Annotated in this window: 14 protein-coding genes; 7 read left to right on the top strand and 7 right to left on the bottom strand. The window is 36.3% G+C overall.

Features of this window, described 5'->3' with window-relative positions:
- Positions 1-5: 5 nt before the first annotated feature.
- Both hydA and FEU33_RS08815 read right to left on the bottom strand, forming a co-directional pair.
- On the bottom strand, positions 6-1409 hold the full coding sequence (gene hydA / locus FEU33_RS08810) for a dihydropyrimidinase (protein ID WP_146549012.1): 1404 nt from the start codon (positions 1407-1409) through the stop codon (positions 6-8).
- Positions 1410-1425: 16 nt separating this feature from the next.
- On the bottom strand, positions 1426-2664 hold the full coding sequence (locus FEU33_RS08815) for a Zn-dependent hydrolase (RefSeq protein ID WP_244951002.1): 1239 nt from the start codon (positions 2662-2664) through the stop codon (positions 1426-1428).
- Positions 2665-2836: 172 nt separating this feature from the next.
- Here FEU33_RS08815 and FEU33_RS08820 point away from each other — a divergent pair, with 172 nt between their 5' ends.
- From FEU33_RS08820 to FEU33_RS08845, 6 genes are all read left to right on the top strand, one after another.
- Positions 2837-4006, top strand: coding sequence for a PucR family transcriptional regulator (locus FEU33_RS08820; RefSeq protein ID WP_146549014.1), 1170 nt, complete (start codon positions 2837-2839; stop codon positions 4004-4006).
- A gap of 117 nt (positions 4007-4123) precedes the next feature.
- The gene (locus FEU33_RS08825) at positions 4124-5497 is read left to right on the top strand and encodes an aminotransferase class III-fold pyridoxal phosphate-dependent enzyme (protein WP_146549015.1); all 1374 of its coding nucleotides are present in this window, start codon (positions 4124-4126) and stop codon (positions 5495-5497) included.
- A gap of 11 nt (positions 5498-5508) precedes the next feature.
- Positions 5509-6654, top strand: coding sequence for an iron-containing alcohol dehydrogenase family protein (locus FEU33_RS08830; RefSeq protein WP_146549016.1), 1146 nt, complete (start codon positions 5509-5511; stop codon positions 6652-6654).
- Positions 6655-7468: 814 nt separating this feature from the next.
- On the top strand, positions 7469-8854 hold the full coding sequence (locus tag FEU33_RS08835; RefSeq protein ID WP_146549017.1) for an alkaline phosphatase: 1386 nt from the start codon (positions 7469-7471) through the stop codon (positions 8852-8854).
- Positions 8855-8977: 123 nt separating this feature from the next.
- Entirely contained in the window at positions 8978-9631 is a 654-nt protein-coding gene (locus FEU33_RS08840; RefSeq protein ID WP_244951003.1) for a DUF4352 domain-containing protein, read from the top strand.
- 169 nt (positions 9632-9800) lie between these two features.
- Positions 9801-10547 carry a glucosaminidase domain-containing protein gene (locus FEU33_RS08845; RefSeq protein WP_222433416.1) on the top strand — a complete coding sequence of 249 codons (747 nt, stop codon included), beginning with the start codon at positions 9801-9803 and terminating at the stop codon, positions 10545-10547.
- Between the two features lie 159 nt (positions 10548-10706).
- Here the strand turns inward: FEU33_RS08845 and FEU33_RS08850 are convergent, their stop codons facing one another.
- From FEU33_RS08850 to FEU33_RS08860, 3 genes are all read right to left on the bottom strand, one after another.
- Complete coding sequence (locus FEU33_RS08850) at positions 10707-11405, bottom strand: LrgB family protein (RefSeq protein WP_146549019.1); 699 nt, start codon at positions 11403-11405, stop codon at positions 10707-10709.
- Positions 11402-11773 carry a CidA/LrgA family protein gene (locus tag FEU33_RS08855; RefSeq protein WP_186725795.1) on the bottom strand — a complete coding sequence of 124 codons (372 nt, stop codon included), beginning with the start codon at positions 11771-11773 and terminating at the stop codon, positions 11402-11404. Before FEU33_RS08855 ends, FEU33_RS08850 begins: the two co-directional genes overlap by 4 nt.
- Positions 11774-12054: 281 nt before the next feature.
- Positions 12055-12939: a LysR family transcriptional regulator gene (locus FEU33_RS08860; protein ID WP_146549020.1), complete on the bottom strand. Its 885-nt coding sequence runs from the start codon at positions 12937-12939 to the stop codon at positions 12055-12057.
- A gap of 191 nt (positions 12940-13130) precedes the next feature.
- On the opposite strand from FEU33_RS08860, the gene FEU33_RS08865 reads away from it, so the two are divergent.
- A complete protein-coding gene (locus tag FEU33_RS08865) occupies positions 13131-14816 on the top strand; it encodes a methyl-accepting chemotaxis protein (protein WP_146549021.1) in 1686 nt (561 codons plus the stop codon).
- A gap of 204 nt (positions 14817-15020) precedes the next feature.
- Here the strand turns inward: FEU33_RS08865 and FEU33_RS08870 are convergent, their stop codons facing one another.
- Both FEU33_RS08870 and FEU33_RS08875 read right to left on the bottom strand, forming a co-directional pair.
- Positions 15021-16472 carry an alanine/glycine:cation symporter family protein gene (locus FEU33_RS08870; protein WP_146549022.1) on the bottom strand — a complete coding sequence of 484 codons (1452 nt, stop codon included), beginning with the start codon at positions 16470-16472 and terminating at the stop codon, positions 15021-15023.
- A 608-nt stretch (positions 16473-17080) separates the two neighbouring features.
- Positions 17081-18646: a 2-isopropylmalate synthase gene (locus FEU33_RS08875; RefSeq protein ID WP_146549023.1), complete on the bottom strand. Its 1566-nt coding sequence runs from the start codon at positions 18644-18646 to the stop codon at positions 17081-17083.
- Positions 18647-18887: the final 241 nt, after the last annotated feature.

The following is an 18887-nucleotide window of genomic DNA, read 5'->3' on the forward strand; positions in this document are numbered from 1 at the left end:
CCAACTTATTGAGCAACAGCTTCTTTTATCTTCTTTTGAACTTGTCGTTTTATATATTGACCTCGCCCCAACGAACCCACAAATTCCTTATCTTTGATAACAAAGTCCCCTCGACTTAAAACACTGATAGGCTCTCCCGTCACTTTTAGCCCTTCAAATGCACTATAATCCACATTCATGTGATGCGTTTCGGCTGAAATAACACGTTCCTGATTGGGATCAAATAACACTAAGTCTGCATCAGAACCGATCGCAATCGTTCCTTTTTGAGGGAATAGTCCAAAGATCTTTGCTGCGCTTGTCGAGATCATATCGACAAACTCGTTAATTGTAATTCTTCCTTTCGCGACCCCTTCAGAATACAGAACGCTAAATCGATCTTCGATAAATGGACCACCATTTGGAATTTTAGAGAAATCATCAATACCTAATCGTTTTTTACCATTGAAATTAAACGAACATTGATCTGAGCCAATGGTTTGAAGTTGTTTTGCTTTTAATGCATTCCATAGAATTTCTTGATGCTCTTTTGGTCTTAATGGTGGTGACCAAACATACTTCGCCCCCTCAAAGTTTGGTTTTTCAAGTGCCGATTGATCTAATGTCAAGTATGGTGGACATGTTTCACCATATACTTTATAACCTTTTTGGCGTGCAGCGATAATTTCATCAACTGCTTCCTTGCAGGTCACATGCACGACGTATAACGCTGCATCAGCTAAGTGAGCCAGTTCAATTGCCCGTTTTGTTGCCTCACCTTCTAATTGAGGAGGGCGAGTTAGCGCATGATAAATGGGTTCTGTATGCCCTAAAATCTTGGCTTCTTCGACTAATTCATCAATAACTGAACCGTTTTCGCAGTGTACCATAACGATTGCGCCCGCTTCTTTTCCAACTTTGAACGCTTGATATAATGTACGATCAGTTGCTTGAAATTCTTTCGCATAGGCTAGAAATACCTTAATAGAAGAAATACCTTCTTGTTCCAATACTTTTGGCAATTCAACTAAAGTATCTTCGTTTAAATCTGCAATCATCAGATGGAAACCATAGTCGATCACTGCTTTGTCTTTTGCTTTTGCATGCCATTTATCCACCGCATCCATAAGTTTTGTTTCACCAGCTGTTAAGCAAAAATCTAAAACCGTCGTTGTCCCGCCAAAGGCAGCTGCGATTGTGCCTGTTTCCCAATCATCATCTGTTACCGTATTGTTGAAAGGCATATCTAGATGTGTATGCGGATCGATACCACCTGGAAATATATATTGTCCAGTCGCATCAATCATTTCAGCGTCACCAGCTACTATTTCCTTACCAATACTTGCGATCTTACCATCTTCGATTAACAAATCCGCTTTATACGTGTCTGCTGCAGTGACAATCGTTCCACCTGTAATTAGTTTTTTCATGGTATTCCTTCTTTCCTTATATGGTTTGTTTTTCTTTCGCCAACTTTTGTTGAAGAGAAAGTACGGTTTGAAGCATGACATTTGCTCCGTTTGCACAATCCTTAAAGCTTGTCAGTTCTTCTTCGCAATGACTTTTTCCATTTACACTCGGCACAAAGATCATCGCAGAGGGAATATAACTAGCCATAAATTGTGCATCATGGCCTGCCCCACTATACATTCGATAAGAAGAATAACCATATTCCTCACATGCAGCTTCAATCGATTGGCAAATATCACGATCAAATACGACCGTATCCCGACTCCAAAGTTTTTCAGATGAAAGAGCACAACCTTCTATCTCAACTGGGAAGTTATGAATAACATCCTCCACTTTAGAAATGATTTCTGGATTTTGATGTCGAGCTTCTAAAGTAAAAACAACCTTATTGGGAATCACTGTGTGAATATTTGGCGAAACATTCAGGCGTCCAATTGTAAAAACTAAATCATCGTCAATGGACGCAAGCTCTGTTTTGATGGAAGAAATAACATCGGCAGCTACAAACAAAGGATCTTTTCTCATCGGCATAGGTGTTGTTCCCGCGTGATCTGATTCACCAATAATCGTGATTTCATAGCACACCATTCCAAGTACTCCTTCTACAACTCCTATATCAATCTTTTTACTTTCAAGCACAGGGCCTTGTTCAATATGAAGTTCTAGATACGCAAGAGCCTCTTTCAAACGGTTTTCCTGCTCACCTTTATAACCACTCGCTTCTAACGCAGCTGAAAATGTAATTCCATTTTTATCTTTTGAATCGAGCATCTTTTCTTTATCGAATTTATGCGCTAGTACGCCTGAACTCATCATAGCTGGATCAAAACGAGCCCCTTCTTCATTTGTAAAATCCATAATGACAATTGGAGCTTCCATTTCTAAATCGAAATCACACAATGTTCTGACAACTTCAAGCGCTGTTAAAATACCAAGAACACCATCGAAACGACCTCCCCTCTCAACAGAATCTAAATGAGATCCTATTACGATTGGAGGAAGATCGTTTTTTCCTGGCAAAGTCGCATAAATATTAGCCATGTCATCAAAAGTGACATTCATGCCGAGTTCTTGGCAACATTCACAAAAATAATTTCTTGCAGCAACATCTTCAGGAGATAAAGATAACCTTGTGACTCCGCCATTTTTAGTGTGACCAAACTTACTAAATAGTTGAATCGTATCCTCTAAACGACTTTCATTACATGCTAACAATATATTACCTCCTATTTTTATGTTATTTTTTATTACATTTACTAACAATTCCAATTTTACTGTATTATAATTATATGGTATATAGTCATTTCTCTGAAAAAAATTGTGCATTTGCACAGCAAGCTGAAGGATTTTTTACTTTTTTGCTATAAGAAAAAATGGGGGGATATTGATGATTACATTTCAGCATTTTTTGGATTCACCGCTATTTTACATGTTGAATTTAAGAGGTGGAGAGGATGGATTAAACCATGAAATTACTGGAATTAATGTGATTGAAAGTGTAGATATCTCAAAATTCTGTCAAGCTAATGAAATTATCATTTCTACAGGAATTCATTTCAATGGAGATACAAAATCCCTTTTAGAACTGATTACAGTGCTTGCTAAAAAGCGAACAGCAGGTTTAATCATCAATATTGGCCCTTACATCCCTGAAGTACCAGCTGCAGCAATAGCACTTGCAGATCAACTACAATTCCCTATTTTTGAAATGGAATGGCGTTATCGAATAGCCGATTTACTTAGACTCACTTTTCATTTTTTAAATACACATCATGAAAGAAAAATGGATCAAGAGGATTTAATGAGGAAGCTATTATTGACGGATGCTCAAGATTCTTCTTTGGATAAGTCATTAGAACAATTCGGATTTGCAAAAGAAGATGAAAAAGGAATTATTTTATGTACACCATATAGCAGCGATCATAATATAAAACCCTACGCAAATATTATTCACCAAGCATTTTCTGCTCGTTATAAAGTTTTTCTGCAACTTGTCGACAATAACCAATTGATTTACTTAATAAGCCGTTCTCACGTTCAAACACCAGACATTCCATTTTCAAGAACTGTTAACGCGATCTTTGATAAGTTACTTGAAAAGTTTTCAAATGCTCCTGTTCCCTTATCGATTGGAATGGGGAACTTTTATACAGAAGCGAAAGATCTTCAAAAGAGTTTGGATGAAGCAAGGACCGTTACAAAGCTTTCACAGCAGCACGGTAACCCTAACTTGTACAAATATAAAGAGATTGGTGCCTACAAAATTATTATGGGTGTCGAAAATCGGCAACTAATTCAAAGATTTTATCGAGACATGCTGGGCTCTTTAGTACAATATGATCAAATTCACAACACAAATTTTAAAAATTTTTTACGAATATTCATAGAGGAAGATGGCAGTACATCTCGAATTAGTCAAAGAGAATTTATCCATCGCAATACGGTTCTGTATAAAGTAAAAAAAATCGAAACGCTCCTTGATACAGATTTAAGCACTCCATTTACAAAAACAAATCTTACAATTGCCTTCATGATTGAGGACATTTTATCAAAATAATAACTTTGTGCAAATGCACAAAATATTTTGTCTGAATATTCATTGTTTTAAAATTTTGATCTTAGTATGCTTTATATGTTAGCTAAAATAACATATATTTATATAGGAGTGATTACAATGGAAAAAACGGCATCTCATCATATTCAAAAAGACCATCAACAATATGTTTTGACATCTTGGGCAAAGCAGCAAGGAACTGTTCCGAAAGTAATAACAAAAGCAGAAGGTGTTTTCTTCTGGGATGAACAAAATCACAGGTATTTTGATATGAGCTCCCAGCTAGTCTATACAAACGTTGGTCATCAACATCCAAAACTGCTCGAAGCTTTTCAACATATCGGTGATATTCCATTATCCTCACCTGGCTTTGCAAGTGCTTCTAAGTCTGCATTAGCCAAAAAGATCATTGAGCTTGCACCAAGTAATATGCAAAAAGTATTTTTCACTTGTGGCGGTGCAGAATCAAATGAACACGCGATCAAAATAGCAAGGATGGTAACAGGACGCTATAAAATATTCTCTCGTTATCGTTCGTATCATGGAGCAACATTTGGAGCTGGTAATTTAACCGGAGAAAATCGTCGCCTAAGTGTTGAACCAGGTATTCCTGGATTTGTAAAGTTCGATATTCCTTATTTATATCGAGAAGCCATCGATTTTGCGAGTGAAGAACAGGCTACAGACTTTTATCTAAAACGGCTACACCAACAAATTTTATACGAAGGTCCAAACACAATCGCAGCCGTTTTCATCGAACCGATTCCTGGAAGTAATGGCGTCATCATTCCACCAAAAGGCTATTTAGAGGGCGTTCGTGCATTATGTGATGAATTCGGGATTTTAATGGTTTGCGATGAAGTCATGTCTGGTTTTGGACGAACCGGAAAAATGTTCGCTGTTGACCATTATGATTTTGAACCGGATCTGATAACATTTGCAAAGGGAATCACTTCAGGCTACGCACCACTGGGAGGCGTTATCGTCAGTGATCAAATAGCTGCATACTTTGACGATCATGTTTTAATGACTGGTTTAACTTATAGCGGTCACACCATGTGCACCCAAATTGGATTAGAAACATTGAAAATTTATGAGGAAGAAAATATCATTGAAAATGCAAGGGTAATTGGCGAGATTTTAGCCGCGCGACTCGATGAATTAAGGAACTACTCTATAGTCGGCGAAGTGCGTCATATTGGTTTATTTGCCGCAGTTGAATTAGTAAAAGATAAAACAACTCGCGAGCCACTTATCCAATATGGTCTAGATTATGGGCAAGACCCTGTTCGATTGATGAATAAATTTATTGCCATGTTGCTGGATAAAGGATTTTATACTTATTCTCATGAATCGAGTGTCATTATTGCTCCGCCACTTATCATAACAAAAGATGAATTAAATGAAGCAATAAACATTTTCGAAACTGTATTGAAAGATTTTGAAAAGGAAGTTTTAGAAATTGGTGAAACAAAAATTGTTTCAGCTAAATAAGGAGGAATTCGATGTATAATTTCTATTATGAACAGCCTGTACCGATTGACTTTGGTGCAGATAAGATAAAGGATTTACCTACTATTTTGGAAAAATATAAATTTCAAAAAGGATTACTCATTAGTGCCCCATCGATGGTACGAAATGGTGTTGCACAAAAAATAATGGACGCTTCAAATGGTAAAATTAAAGCTATTTTTTCCAATATACAACCCAATCCAACAGTTCAAAACACCGATGATTGTGTCGAGGCGCTTGTTGAACACAAATGTGATTTTGCAATTGCACTTGGTGGAGGCAGCATTTTAGATTGTGCAAAAGTGGCATGCTTCGTTGCAACAACTTCTTATACAACAGAAGTCTATTTTACAAAGCAACAGCCAATTACACATAAAGGATTACCATTGATCGCTGTTCCTACGACCTCTGGTACAGCAAGCGAAATTACAAACGTATCGGTTTTGACAGATACCAAGCGTGGGATAAAATCTCCTCTTGCAAGTGAGTTTTTATACCCGATATATGCATTAGTGGATCCAATGTTAACGCTTAGCTGTCCTCAACAAGTAACTGCATCTAGTGGTTTAGATGTATTAGCACACTCCTTAGAAGCTTTTTATGGGAAGAAACATCAGCCTTATACAGACTTAGCTGCAGAGTATGCTGCTAAACTAGTGTTTGAAAATCTGTTAGTAGCTTATCACGCTCCTAACAATCTTGAAGCACGTATCAATATGAGTCTAGCTTCAGTAACAGCTGGCATGGCATTTAATCTCACACAAACAGCTGCTGCCCATGCTTGTTCTTACCCATTGACCCAAAACTTTGGAGTTCCTCATGGAGAGGCTTGTGCTCTAACCTTGCCTACTTTTTGGAAACTGAATAGCATCGGCAAGGAAAGCAAAAGACTTGAAGCGTTTAGTCGCCGTCTTGGATTTGAAGATTCCATCGATTTAGCCAATCGTATCGATGAAATGAAAAAAGACATGCAAATGTGTCTAACAATTGAAGAGGCTGGTGTAAAAACAGAAGAGGATTTAAAACTATTAGTTGCTAACAGTTTTGCTCCCAACATGCAAAATAATCCAGTAGATGTCACACCTGAATTACTAGAAAATTTATACAAATCCATTTCAAGCATACATTCGAATAGTTAAGACATCTGTCATTTGTGTCAATCAAATATGAAAAGAAAAGAAGAGAAGAGGCTGTGAATTTATTTTTCACTGTCTCTTCTTTTTTTATAATTTAACAGATAAGCTGATTAGAAAAATAGAGTGAAAATACGCCAGGCGTGTTGATTATCCAATTATATCCTTAAAAAAATGGGGCATTTGCTGATTTCCGCTACGGCTTGCTCGCTTTCCTGCGGGCGAACGCTGGGGGCAACAGGATGTTGGTCACGGAATCGTTGCCACAGGACGTGGCGTTCTTAGATTCCGTTCCTTTCAATCGCTACGCTCGTGCAGGGTCTCATCTGCTCGCTCTTCCCGCGGGACATTGAATTTACTTCGTCGAATCGACACCGCACGAAGGAAATGCGCATGCATTTTCGAGGAGTCGAGCAAGCCGCAGCGAAGATCTATATAAATGGAGCTAAAATACAGCCAAATATTTACCCTAGTTTTTTCCTAATCAACACGCCTGAAAATACGCTTTTCCACTAGTAATTTAATTTTCCCCTAATCAACATCTACTTTTGAGATCAAAACTTTGAGTTATGAAATTAGTTTATGTAGGAGAACATCCATAAAATCCATGTACTACCCCTCATTCAAGTTGATTCCACCTATTAAATTTCTCGGGAAATATCCTGATGATTATTAGTTTTGCCACACTTTATTCCATCGTAATGCTCTTTATTCTTTTCTTTAAGACCTTTACATACCTTTATCACTCTATCAATATCAGCTTAATAGTTTTTCACTACAATATTATTGTAATTAATACCAATTAAAGGGGGAAATACCATTGAAAGCATTCTTGCCAAAGAAACTTATTTCGATTGCTGCAGTTTCTACACTTGCATTGAGTAGCCTAACTATTTTTTCATCAGAGGTTGATGCTAAAACTTCATCGAAGAAAAAACAAGTGAAAAACGTCATTTTCTTAATCGGTGATGGTATGGGGAATTCTTACACATCTGCATACCGCTATCTGAAAAACAGTTCAAGCACACAGTACGTCGACCAAACATCATTTGATCGTTATTTAGTCGGACAGCAAATGACTTATCCTGAAGATCCAGCCGAAAACGTTACAGATTCTGCTTCCGCAGCTACTGCTATGTCAGCTGGTGTCAAAACATACAACAATGCGATTGCAGTTGACAATAATAAGAAAAACGTGAAAACAGTCCTTGAGTCTGCAAAAGAAATGGGCAAAGCCACAGGATTAGTGGCAACTTCAGAAATCACGCATGCAACACCCGCAGCTTTTGGCTCTCATGATGAAACACGTAAGAATATGAATGGTATTGCGGATGATTATTTTGATGAACTCGTAAATGGAAAACATAAAATTGATGTGTTACTCGGTGGCGGCAAATCTAACTTTGTTCGTCAAGATCGTGACCTGACAAAAGAATTCAAAAAAGCAGGATATAACTATGTAACGACAAAATCCCAACTAAAAAATAATAATAGTTCCCAATTACTCGGTCTGTTTGCTGGTGGCGGAATGGACAAGATGATTGACCGTGGTTCTCAAACACCATCCCTTGCCTATATGACAAACACTGCACTCAAACAACTAAGCAAGGATAAGGATGGTTTTTTCTTAATGGTAGAAGGTAGCCAAATTGACTGGGCTGGACATGATAATGATATTGTTAGTGCCATGAGTGAAATGGCAGACTTTGAAAAAGCATTTGAAGCTGCAATTGCATTTGCCAAAAAGGATAAAAATACTTTAGTAGTAGCGACAGCTGACCATTCAACAGGCGGTTTTTCATTAGCTGCAAATGATGATTATAACTGGTTTCCAGAAGCCATTAAAGCGGCTAAAAAAACACCTGATTATATGGCACAACAAATTGTTGCCGGTGCAGATGTAGAAGAAACATTGAAAAAATACAGCGGGTTAACTTTAACAAATGAAGAAATCAAATCCGTTAAAGATGTTACTTCTGGTAAAGTTACAGATATCGATAACGCCATTGAAAAAATATATGATAAACGTTCTAATACTGGTTGGACTACAGGCGGCCATACAGGTGAAGATGTAAACGTCTATGCTTTTGGACCTGAATCCTCTCAATTTGCAGGACAAATTGATAATACAGATCAGGCTAAAATCATCTTCAATCTAATTGAAAAAAACAAAAAGAACAAAACAAAAATGAAGGATCAATCTTAATTCATTCGCCAAATTGGTTGTTAATGAGGCAATTTGCCTTGCTGATAATGTTCATTAACAACCATCTATTCTGGGCGTCTTCTATCGGCGTCCAGATTTTTTGCTATACGAGGAGGAACAATATTGAAAAAATCACTTTGCTCTTTATTTTTTAGTGCTTGTATTCTAGGATTCGTCTCAGGTTGTACATTTCAATCAGCTACTTCAAATAATTCACAAAATGAAGCGACAAACCACAAGGATTATTTCAAAAACTATCAAGCCAATCCTCAAGTAACAGATGATCGTACATTATTAAAAGTGGGCGACAAAATAACAGATGACCGAGGCTATGCAAAACTTAAAAATAGCAATTTTACACAAAAGAGCTATGATATTGGAGAAATCACTTTGACCATCCGAGATGTCAAACAAATTTATCTTGAGCCCACTTATAGTATGATCGATTATTTTCATACATTAACGCATGATGAAACATTTGATATCGTCAAAGCTTTTGTTGAAGTGACCAATAATAGCAGTAAGACGCTTCACTTCTCTCCTGTTGCCATACTTACTGCAGATACCGGGCAAAAATGGACATGGGATCAAGATATTTACCTTGATCATCTAACTGGGAAAATCGAACCTCATCAAACAAAGAGAGGCAATATTGGTTATATCCTTAAGCATAATAGCAACCCTGTAAAATTCGTCCTTCAAACCAGTGATGTCTTTGACAAGAAAGAACAAAAAATAGCAAATAGCCAAAAAATAACTTTGACATTTAAAAAATAATGGACAAACCCTCCTCTAATCTAGCAATTGATAGATAGGGGGTTCTTTCTTACCTATCTCTTTTCAAAAGAAACTTTTTAACATTAACACCCGTCCTAAAAACATGGTAAACTATTTATATGAATATTGGAGAAGGGAGGAAGGTTTTCAAAATATAAACCGTCGATCGATGAAAAAAGCTTTGTTACTTACTCTATTTACAACTATCTTATTTGCAACTTCTGTTTTTATCATCATTCAGCAATTATCTGAAACGGTTTCAGAGCCATCTGAAAAATACATAGAAGATCAAAGTGTGGAAAGCTTTATCGGCTCCATTGGTGAAAATGCGCGCGAAATTGCAGATAAACACGATTTGTATGCTTCTGTGATGATTGCTCAAGCCATCTTAGAAAGCGATAATGGAACGAGCGAACTTGGCTCTCCACCTAATAATAACCTATTCGGCATTAAAGGTTCCTATAGAAGTCAATCGGTAGCTTTCCAAACATCAGAGGATAATGGTAGTGGTCAAATGCATCAAATCACTGCAAAATTCCGAAAATACCCTAATTATAAAGCTTCCTTAGAAGATTATGCTGAATTGCTTCAAAACGGTGTTTCTTGGAACACAAAATATTACCAAAAAACATTTAAAAGTAAAACAAAGTCTTATAAAGAAGCGACAAGATATTTAACAGGCACATATGCTACTGATACAAACTATCACCAAAAATTAAATGCATTGATTAAGCAATATCATTTAACGGAATACGATCAACCTAAAAAAGAACAAAAACATGTTGTCGTTAAAAGTGGTGAAACGCTTAACTCCCTATCTCATAAGTATGGCGTGGCCATTACATCGATTAAACAATGGAATCGATTGAATTCTAATGCCGTCGAAAATGGTCAAAAACTTTTAATCTATCAATAGAAAAATGAGATTGTTCCGTAAGTTTCTTTTACGATAGAATCCTCAAAGCTAAAAAGTTTGAATGTTCATCTGGCGACATTCATGTTTTTGGGTATGTGAAGCTATTTAGCAGGATTCCTTTTAGGAGCAATCTCATTTTTTATGATTTCATAAAAACAGCTAACCAATTAAATAGTGCTGGAGCAACGGGAAAAATGTATCGGATAATACAATACTAATCAACGCTGCAACAATCATCGCAAGGCTTGAATAAGTTCCTTCTAATTCCCCTATTTCAAAGGCTTTTGATGTACCACATCCATGCGCACCCATACCAAGCAATAATCCCTTTGCTGCTGATGTGCGAATTCGAATATATCTTATGATGAGTGGACCAATAATACTTCCTGTTAAACCAGTCACAATAACGAACACAGCTGTCATTGTAGGTTCTCCACCGATGATTTCTGATATATCCATTGCAATTGGTGTTGTAATGGAGCGCGGTACTAAACTATTAATTAGCTCATTGGATAAACCAATCCATAGTGCAAACAAAAACGAAGAAATAATGGCAACTGCACAACCAGTAATAAGACTCGCTCCAATTGCCTTTGCATGTTCTTTTAACAAAGCATAGTTTTTATATATTGGTACTGCAAATGCTACTGTTGCTGGTCCTAAAAGTTTGGATAACCAAGTGGCACCTGAATTATAGTCTTCATATGAAGTATGAGTGATCAATAATAATGCAATGATGATCAGTGGACAAATTAATAATGGCGATAAAATGATCCAATTCATCTTTCGATAAACTTTTTTACTTAATAGAAAAATAATAATCGTACCTATAAAGCTAACAAAACCGATGAAACTCATACTTTCTTCGCTCCTTTCTTTTGAACAAAATCCGCAACCAATCCCGTACAAGCCATCACAACAATTGTGCTCAATACAATAACTGTTACAAGCTTAATACCAATAATTCCAACGATTTGATCATATTGCACAACGCCTACTGCAGAAGGTACGAAAAATAATAATAATTCACTCGTCAATAATCCTGCGCCTAGATTCACCCATTCGAGCTTCACAATATGAAATTGTAAGGCCAAAAATAATAGCACGAGTCCAATAATACTACCTGGAATCGGTAAATGACTTACTTTGGCAATGCCGTCACCCAAGAGTAAAATTCCATATAAGAAAATAATTTGAACAATTATTTTTGCTATTTGTATCCTCATTTGTATCACACCCTTTTTATTGAATAGAAAAAACCGTCATCAAAAATCCAGACGGTGATTTCTCACAGTGTTGCTTCTCTTTAATCTACACCGTGGATTAGTTGAACCAATCAGGCTTTTACTAGCAGTTGCTCCACTCTTATTCTTCCCACTTTTGAGTGATGTGGAAAAGATACTACCTGTTCATGCGAGATTGAAATATCGTATATGACATTTCAATACAATTACTTTACTCTATTGTTTGACATTCGTAAAATACATATTTTTTATATTTTGTATTCCTAAATGGAATAGTTTGGTGCGATATATCGAATAAATCTTTTCGTTGCATGCGATAAATATCGATCCTTTTTAATAATCATAACAATTTCCCATGGTATCGCTGGTTTCACAATTGGAATTGCTTTTACGGCATTAGGATTAACTTTTTCAGCAATTGCTTTTGGAAACATAGCAATTCCTAAGTTATGCTCTACCATCTGACTAATAAAATCCCATTGGGAACTTTCATAAGCAATATGTGGTATAAAACCGGCTTGTTCACATTCCTGCAATATTCGATCATGCAATGTAAAATCTTGACTAAAGAGCAACATCGGTTCATTTTTTAAATCTTTCATCATTACGGTTTCTTGGTTCGCTAGTGGATTGGAATGATTGACGATCAGCATCAACTGTTGCGAAGTATAAGGAATGACATGAAATTCTTCCATATCAGCCGGTAGCATGACAAAACCAACGTCCAACTCCCCCGCTCCTACCAAATCTTTAATGACATTTGCCCCTCGCTCATCAATCTCAATCGTGATCCCCGGATATTTTTCTTGAAATCCTTTGATCATTTTCGGAAAAAATAGAATACCTATCAATGGGGGCATACCTATTTTAATTTTACCTTTTTTTAAATGAGTAACATCTTCTAATACAATATCTAATTCATCAACCAAGTTTAATATTTTGATCGCCTGTTCATAGACCACTTCCCCAGCGTCCGTTAATTCACTTTTCCGCGCAGAACGATGAAATAATGTAATATCCAATTGCTTTTCTAAAGATTTGACAACTTTACTGAGTGTAGGCTGAGTGATATGTAAAGCATCTGCTGCCTTTGAAAAGCTTTTACTTTTAGCAACCGCGACAAAATATTTTAATTCTCTTATTTCCATAATAGGCCTCCTTACATTTGTTTGATATGCATTTTCTAGTTAAATATATAGGATTTTTAAACCACTAATGACAAAATTATCACCTTTTGCGTAAGTTTTTGTTTTATTAAAATAGAAAATAAGCTATCATAGATAGGTGTAAAGTTTCATTCACCAAAAAATATATATTATTTTTGAAAGAGGGGTTTTCGTTGAAACTGGGTAAAAAGTTACTTTTATCGTATAGTGTGTTTGTTTTAATGATCGTCGGAACTTCTGTTATTAATATGTTTAACACCAAAAATTCTGCAAAGGCCATCGACGAGCTTATCGATAGCCGTGTTGCCCAATTAGAAATGGTAAAAGATACACAATATGCAATGGCTCTACAAGACTCTTACTTACGTGGGTATATCTTGCAAAATCAGGAAATGGCACTCGATGATATGAAAAAACAACAACAATCATTAGATCAATCGTTAGCAAAATTAGATAAAATGGTTGAATCCACGACTATGAAAAAACTTGTCCAAGATTCCATTAACGAAAAGGAAAATTTTGATCAGTACGCACAAGCAGCAGTTGAAGCTTATCAAAATAAGGATACCCATAAGGCTGTACAGTTAATGAACGATAAAGTGCAACCTACTAATGATAAAATTTTAACAAATGCAGAGGCTATGTTAAAGTACCAAAAAACACAATTAGCTGATATTAAAAAGGCAACAAAAGATAGTGCTTCAAAAGCTTTTAGTAGTGTTATCTGGAGCTTAATCATTGATCTAGTGATTGCTTGTCTAGTAAGCCTCATTGTTGTGAAGAAAATAACGACACCCGTACAGCAATTATTGACTGCTATGGCACGTGTGGCAGATGGTGATTTAACAGGAAAGCTAATCAAATTAAAAACAAAAGATGAAATGGCAGATTTAGCAAATGCTTTCAACAAAATGAAGGATCACCTACATGGACTACTCTATAAAACAAAAGAGAATTCACTACAATTGAGTACGACAGCTTCTGGGTTATCTGCAAGTACAACAGAAATTTTAACAACCACTGAAAATGTATCCAATTTAGTAGAAATGACTGCTCAAAACACGCAACTTTCCTCACATGCTGCTAAAGAAAGCGCAGTTGCGATGGATGAAACGGCTGTTGGCGTTCAAAAAATTGCAGAGTCTACTCAGAACTTGCACAATAATGCAATGACTACATTAAACCACTCGGATGAAGGTCAACAAAAATTAGCACAAGCGAAAGAACAAATGCAAGAAATTTTCGATGCTACAGTCCAAGTGACCGATTTAACAAGACAATTAGGAGATCAAACAAAAGAAATTGAAAAAATTACACAAGTGATTACAGAAATCACCGAACAAACAAATTTATTAGCATTGAATGCGGCAATTGAAGCAGCACGTGCTGGTGAACATGGTAAAGGCTTTGCAGTCGTAGCAGAGGAAGTACGAAAACTTGCTGAAGAATCCAAAGCATCAGCCGTGCAAATCGCGAACTTAATCGCTACGATTCAACGAGATACCCAAAATGTCGAGGATGGCGTAAATCACGGGTTGGACACCGTAAAAGAAGGTGTAACAGTGATCAATCAAGCCAATGTATCCTTTGGCTCAATCACTGAATCTGTTCGTTCTATGACTTCGCAAATAGAAGAAATCTCCGCTGCTTCTGAACAAATTTCAGCAAGTGCTGAAGAAGTTGCCGCTTCGGTTACAGAGATCGCCAACCAAGCTGGCAGTGCTTCAGAACAAATCGAAACTGTTTCTACATCCATTCACAAGCAAACTATATCTATGCAAGAAATCGATCATATTGTACAAGAATTAGATAATCGTTCTGAATCCTTGAAAGAAGATCTTCAGAAATTTAAAATCTAACGACATATCTTTTTAAAGAGATTGATAGAAGTGAAAAAAGCGCACCGTTCAGTAATCTGAATCGTTGCGCCTTTTTCAATTAGCAATAAGTAGTCTAAAATCAATTGTATACTCCAGTATAATACTAGAATTTGATCACAGCTCCAACTACATAAATTACCTTTTAAAAAACTTTTCAATTTTAAATATATACATGCCATTCATCTACTTTTCTTCATCAATACGTTTTTCCCAATAATCCGCATTTTTGATTCCTAATTTACGAGGATCAAAGACAGGGTCTATGCCTTGTTTTTTCTGTGCCTCATAGTCTTTCAAAGCAACTAAAGCTGGTTTTAATAGGAACAATAAACTAATAACGTTGACATACACCATCAATCCAAGACCAGTATCTCCAAGCGCCCATGCTGTTGTGGCAGTTTTCACTGATCCAAAGTATAACAATATTAAGAACACCACTTGCATGATTCGGATTGAAACTTTTAGCTTTGCCCCATCTAGCATAAATGCTAAGTTTGTTTCTGCAATATAGTAATATGCCATAATCGTTGTAAAGGCAAAGAATAATAATGCAATAGCGATAAAACCTGAGCCGAAGCCTGCAAGAGGAAAGGCTTGCTCAATTGCCGCTTGTGTATAAGCTTCACCTGGTTGTACACCTGGAATATTTTGCACTAAATATTTTCCTGTGCTTTCATTTTGAACGTTATATGCCCCAGTGAACAAGATGATAAATGCTGTTGCTGTACATACTAGGAATGTATCAAAGTAAATTGAGAAAGCTTGGACGAATCCTTGTTTAACTGGATGTGATACTTCAGCTGCTGCTGCATGGTGTGGGCCTGTACCTTGTCCAGCTTCATTGGCATAGATACCACGTTTTACCCCCCAAGCAATCGCTGCACCTAAAATTCCACCAAACATTTTATCCTGACCGAACGCACTTGAGAAAATTAAACCAAATACGTTAGGAATCTTATCAAAATTTAGAATAATGATTAAAATAGCCATGAGAATATACGCGCCTGCCATGAAAGGAACAACAATTGAAGCGACTGCCGCAATACGTCTAACCCCTCCAAAAATAATGACCCCAATTAAAACGACTAAAAATACGCCTGTTATCCATGCAGGTAGATGGAAAGCATTATTCATCGCACCAGCAATTGAATTTGATTGAACAGAAGGCATTAATGCAGCCATCGCAATTACTGCTACAATGGCAAAAATCGTACCGATCCATTTCTTTTGCGTAAATTTATAAAGATAATAAGCTGGACCACCACGGTAGATACCGTTTTTCTCATCTTTATAAATTTGAGCAAGTGTTGATTCAACATAAGAAGTTGCAGTACCAATAAATCCTAACACCCACATCCAGAAGATTGAACCTGGACCACCATAAGCTATTGCGGTTGCGGTACCAGCGATATTCCCTACCCCTATACGACCTGCTAAAGCCATTGACAATGCTTCAAAAGAAGATACACCTGAAGATGATTTTTCTCCCTTTGTCAATTGTACGAACATGTCTTTAAAAAATCGCACCTGCATAAATTTTGTACTAAATGTGAAAATCAAACCGACTACTAAAATCCCGTATATCAGCACAGGACTCCATAGCCACCCATTAATTTTTGTTATCATTTCCTCCACAAATCTTCACCCCATTATTTGTAATATAAAAACAATTATATTCTGAGGATTTCAAAGATTCAATATGTTTTTGTAGAAAAATGTTTTTTTATTGATAAAAATAGAAATAATTTTTGGCAATATCTATCATAATAGCTATCTAAAAACATATATAGAATAATCTTTGTCTTTATTATAATTTCACTTACTTAATATTTTATGTTTTTCTGTTATTTTCGGTTTTTGTAGACTATTGACAACAACAAGCATACTTCTACTCGTCACCTTTTTCTATAGATTTTGAGTACTCCCTTTTCATATTATTTCTTTTATAAAATAGAGTTTGTTATATAAAGAAAACGTTTGTTCATTTTTCAAGATGAAAAAGACCAGATTGAAATGCTCTGGTCTTTTTATCATACAATCAATTCAATTACTGTTCAAAGCTTTTTGCAATATACTCTTAATATTGTCTAAGTCTTTGACAGCATATTTTATGGGAATTGGCTTTCGTCTTTCGGGAACTTTAAACTGGATCGATTATTCTTCATATCAATTCGCTTGTGAACATTTCTCCTCTAGCTCTAGCATTTCTTCATGAATCGCCTCGAGGTAAAATGTTGAATTGATTATACCGGAAGAAGGGTTTCAACAATAATACTGTTAACAGCATTCAAATACGCAAGGGCACTTGCTTTGATCACATCTGTGTCAGTTGCTTTTGCGATATATTTTTCCCCATTATATTCTACTTGCAGTTTTACTTTACCAAGCGCTTCCTTCCCTCTTGACACACTTGAAATTTTATATTCCAAAAGTTTAATATCCATGTCAATGATTTCTTTCATGGCTGAGTAAAGAGCATCAATAGGACCGGTTCCTACAGTACTTGCACTGAATACTTCCTCGCCTTTTTTTACTTTAATACTTGCAGAAGGGAATGTTGTATTACTAATTACTTGTAAATCAACTAGTTCATAGAAATCACCACTATGGCGTTCAATTTTTTCAGCCATATGATGACGAACGAAATATTTCTCTACAAGGATATATAAATCATGGTTGTAAACTTCTTTTTTGGCATCTGCAAGCGTTAAAAAGTCTGCAAAGATTTCTTCAAATTGTTCATCTGTAATGGTACCAATTGATAGTTTTTCTAATGCGTTTTTCACTGCATGGCGGCCAGAACGTGCTGTTAATACAAGTTCCATATCATCTAGACCAATGTCTTCAGGATGAATGATTTCATAGGCATCACGTGATTTTAGTAGTCCATCTTGATGGATTCCTGAAGAGTGAGCAAATGCATTTTCACCTGTGATGGCTTTATTTACTTGTACATCTAATCCCATTAAGCTACTGACAAGTTTGGATGTTGCAATAATTTCTTTGGTGTTTATTTTAGTAGCAACATCACCGAAATAATTGCTACGTGTACGTAATGCCATCACCACTTCTTCAAGGGAAGCATTACCAGCACGTTCGCCAATACCATTAATCGTACATTCTACCTTATCCGCACCGTTTTTGATGGCTGCTAATGTGTTGGCAGTTGCCATACCAAGATCATTATGACAATGGACACTTAGCAATACTTGATCATTGAGGTTTTTAATACGATCGTTTAGTTTATAAATCATTTCGCCAAATTCTTCTGGAACAGCATAACCTACTGTGTCAGGTACATTGATCATCGTTGCACCTGCCTTAATGACGGCTTCGATCGTTTTCCATAAATATTCAAAGTCAGAACGTGATGCATCTTCTGTAGAATATTGAACTTGTGGTAATAATGTTTTGGCATATTTGACAGCTTCAATACCAATGTCTAATATTTGATTTTTTGATTTACCAAATTTCTTTTCTACATGGATATCTGACGTGCCTAATACCATATGAATCATAGGATTCTCTGCATACTTCACACTATTATATACCGCATCGATGTCAGCTTTAACGGCGCGCGCAAGTGCTGTAATCATGATATCATCTGTATTACCAACTTTTGTTGCTACTTCCTTAACAGCATTGAAATCGCCTGTAGATGAGGCTGGGAAACCTGCCTCGATAATGTCAACTTGTAATTTTTTTAGTTGCTTTGCCACTTCTAATTTTTCATAAATATTCAATTTCGCACCCGGCACTTGTTCACCATCACGTAAAGTCGTATCAAAAACCCAAATTTTTCTTGTCATATTCAACACTCCTCTTTTTAATCAATTACGCCTCCAACTAACCAGCGTCCAGATTTTTTTCGGGCTTGCTCAAAAAAATCCTCTTCAAAATCCGTGACATCCGCTGGAGACTTTATCTTGATTCAGCAGTGTATAAACCTGCCGAATCAAGAAAAACGGCGCTGTAAAATTGTTGTTGCTGTTCTAAAGGATTTCTCTTTCTATCTATGCTTACAATACTTCTAATTTCACATATGACTGT

This window comes from Rummeliibacillus suwonensis, from assembly GCF_007896435.1.
Classification (GTDB): Bacteria; Bacillota; Bacilli; order Bacillales_A; family Planococcaceae; genus Rummeliibacillus; species Rummeliibacillus suwonensis.

Coding starts and splice junctions, on each gene's coding strand:
- hydA (WP_146549012.1), bottom strand. CDS start 1,409: ATGAAAAAACTAATTACAGGTGGAACGATTGTCACTGCAGCAGACACG.
- FEU33_RS08820 (WP_146549014.1), top strand. CDS start 2,837: ATGATTACATTTCAGCATTTTTTGGATTCACCGCTATTTTACATGTTG.
- FEU33_RS08825 (WP_146549015.1), top strand. CDS start 4,124: ATGGAAAAAACGGCATCTCATCATATTCAAAAAGACCATCAACAATAT.
- FEU33_RS08830 (WP_146549016.1), top strand. CDS start 5,509: ATGTATAATTTCTATTATGAACAGCCTGTACCGATTGACTTTGGTGCA.
- FEU33_RS08845 (WP_222433416.1), top strand. CDS start 9,801: ATGAAAAAAGCTTTGTTACTTACTCTATTTACAACTATCTTATTTGCA.
- FEU33_RS08850 (WP_146549019.1), bottom strand. CDS start 11,405: ATGAGTTTCATCGGTTTTGTTAGCTTTATAGGTACGATTATTATTTTT.
- FEU33_RS08855 (WP_186725795.1), bottom strand. CDS start 11,773: ATGAGGATACAAATAGCAAAAATAATTGTTCAAATTATTTTCTTATAT.
- FEU33_RS08860 (WP_146549020.1), bottom strand. CDS start 12,939: ATGGAAATAAGAGAATTAAAATATTTTGTCGCGGTTGCTAAAAGTAAA.
- FEU33_RS08875 (WP_146549023.1), bottom strand. CDS start 18,646: ATGACAAGAAAAATTTGGGTTTTTGATACGACTTTACGTGATGGTGAA.